General features: G+C 61.2%; 1 rRNA gene. It reads right to left on the reverse strand.

Annotated elements, in window-relative coordinates:
• Positions 1–2: 2 nt before the first annotated feature.
• Positions 3–2,830 (reverse strand): 23S ribosomal RNA (locus tag BLQ75_RS22830); the annotation flags it as partial.

The following is a 2,830-nucleotide window of genomic DNA, read 5'->3' on the forward strand; positions in this document are numbered from 1 at the left end:
GGGGGGTGTCGTCGTTCGGCGGGTTAGTACCCGTCCACTGAACACATTGCTGTGCGTACATGTCGGGCCTATCGACCCAGTCGTCTGCTGGGTGCCTTATCCCCACGGGGTGGGGTGGGAGACGTCATCTTGGGGTGGGCTTCCCGCTTAGATGCTTTCAGCGGTTATCCGTGCCGAACATGGCCAACCAGCCGTGCCCCTGGCGGGACAACTGGCACACTAGAGGTTCGTCCGTCCCGGTCCTCTCGTACTGGGGACAGCTCCCCGCACGTCTCCAGGCGCGCGCGGCGGATAGGGACCGAACTGTCTCACGACGTTCTAAACCCAGCTCGCGTGCCGCTTTAATGGGCGAACAGCCCAACCCTTGGGACCCACTCCAGCCCCAGGATGCGACGAGCCGACATCGAGGTGCCAAACCATGCCGTCGATATGGACTCTTGGGCAAGATCAGCCTGTTATCCCCGGGGTACCTTTTATCCGTTGAGCGACACCGCATCCGCATGCCAGTGCCGGATCACTAGTCCCTGCTTTCGCACCTGCTCGACCCGTCGGTCTCACAGTCAAGCTCCCTTGTGCACTTACACGCGTCACCTGGTTTCCGTCCAGGCTGAGGGAACCATTGGGCGCCTCCGTTACCGTTTGGGAGGCAACCGCCCCAGTTAAACTACCCACCAGGCACTGTCCCTGGTCCGGGTCACGGACCGAGGTTAGACGCCCGGAACGACCAGAGTGGTATTTCACCAGCAACTCCCCCCACACTGGCGTGTGAGGTTCACCGTTTCCCACCTATCCTACACAAGCCGAACCAGACGCCCATACCAAGCTGTAGTAAAGGTCCCGGGGTCTTTCCGTCCTGCCGCGCGAAACGAGCATCTTAACTCGTCCTGCAATTTCGTCGGGCCCGTGGTCGAGACAGCGCCCAAGTCGTTACGCCATTCGTGCAGGTCGGAACTTACCCGACAAGGAATTTCGCTACCTTAGGATGGTTATAGTTACCACCGCCGTTTACCGGCGCTTCGGTTCGCAGCCTCACCCCCGAGAGGGGGCTCACCACTCCCCTTAACGTTCCGGCACCGGGCAGGCGTCAGTCCGTATACCGCGTCTTACGACTTCGCACGGACCTGTGTTTTTAGTAAACAGTCGCTTGGGCCCAGACTCTGCGGCCGCCTCCAGCTCACCCCGCCCAGGGGGATCACCAGCGGCGGCTCCCCTTCTCCCGAAGTTACGGGGACATTTTGCCGAATTCCTTAACCACGGTTATCCCGCTCGCCTCGGTATGCTCTACCAGACCACCTGTGTCGGTTTCGGGTACGGACCACGCGGCCCCTCGCTAGAGGCTTTTCTCGGCAGCCGGGGATCACCCACTTCGCCTCACCGGCTCGGCATCCGGTCTCACAGATCACGACCGTCCGGATTTGCCTGGACGGTCCTGCTACACCGTTACCCCGGGACAACCATCGCCCGGGCTGGGCTACCCTCCTGCGTCACCCCTTCGCTGACCAGCACACCCACCCACCGACACCACCAGCACCGACACAGCCGGAACGAATCCGAACACTGCCCGGCACCGGACTGGCGACGGAACATGGGGGCTGGTGTGGGGCGGTGCCACGCGGGTACGGGAATATCAACCCGTTGTCCTGTCGACTACGCCTGACGGCCTCGCCTTAGGATCCGACTCACCCAGGGCGGATCAACCTGGCCCTGGAACCCTTGGTCTTCCGGCGGGACAGATTCTCACTGTCCATGCACTACTCATGCCTGCATTCTCACTCCCACACCCTCCACACCCCCTTACGGACGATGCTTCACCGGTGTGCAGGACGCTCCCCTACCCACGACGACAGTGTCGTCGTGTCACGGCTTCGGCGGTGTACTTACAAGCCCCGCTACATTATCGGCGCAGGATCACTTGACCAGTGAGCTGTTACGCACTCTTTCAAGGATGGCTGCTTCTAAGCCAACCTCCTGGTTGTCTCGGCGATCCCACATCCTTTTCCACTCAGCACACACTTCGGGGCCTTAGCCGGTGATCTGGGCTGTTTCCCTCTCGACCGTGGAGCTTTTCCCCCACGGACTCACTGCCACGCTGCCACGTTGATGCCATTCGGAGTTTAGTTGACGTCAGTACCCGCACCGGGCCATCAGCCATCCAGTCGCTCTACCTGCACCAAGCACCACGCGACGCTGCACCTAAATGCATTTCGGGGAGAACCAGCTATCTCCGAGTTTGATTGGCCTTTCACCCCTACCCACAGCTCATCCCCCAGGTTTTCAACCCTGGTGGGTTCGGGCCTCCACACGGTCTTACCCGCGCTTCACCCTGGCCACGGGTAGCTCACTCGGTTTCGGGTCTAGAGCACGCGACTAGTCTCGCCCTGTTCAGACTCGCTTTCGCTCCGGCTTCCCCACACGGGTTAACCTCGCCACGCACCACTAACTCGCAGGCTCATTCTTCAAAAGGCACGCCATCACACACCACCACCAGGGCAGCATGCTCTGACGGATTACCGGCGCACGGTTTCAGGAACTCTTTCACTCCCCTCCCGGGGTACTTTTCACCAGTCCCTCACGGTACACATCCACTATCGGTCACCAGACGTATTCAGGCTTACCAGGCGGTCCTGGCCGATTCACACGAGATTGCACGAGTCCCGCGCTACTCGGGACCACGCCCCACCAGCCATGCGATGCCTTCACCTACGGGGGTCTCACCCACTCCGCCAACGCCTTCCAACGTTTTCAGCTAGCACCACACACCCAGCGCCACCGCGGTAGCGATGACCAGGCGCTCCCACAACCCCGCCCACGCAACACCTACCGGCTTGAC

It is taken from the genome of Actinopolyspora xinjiangensis (assembly GCF_900104475.1).
Classification (GTDB): Bacteria; Actinomycetota; Actinomycetes; order Mycobacteriales; family Pseudonocardiaceae; genus Actinopolyspora; species Actinopolyspora xinjiangensis.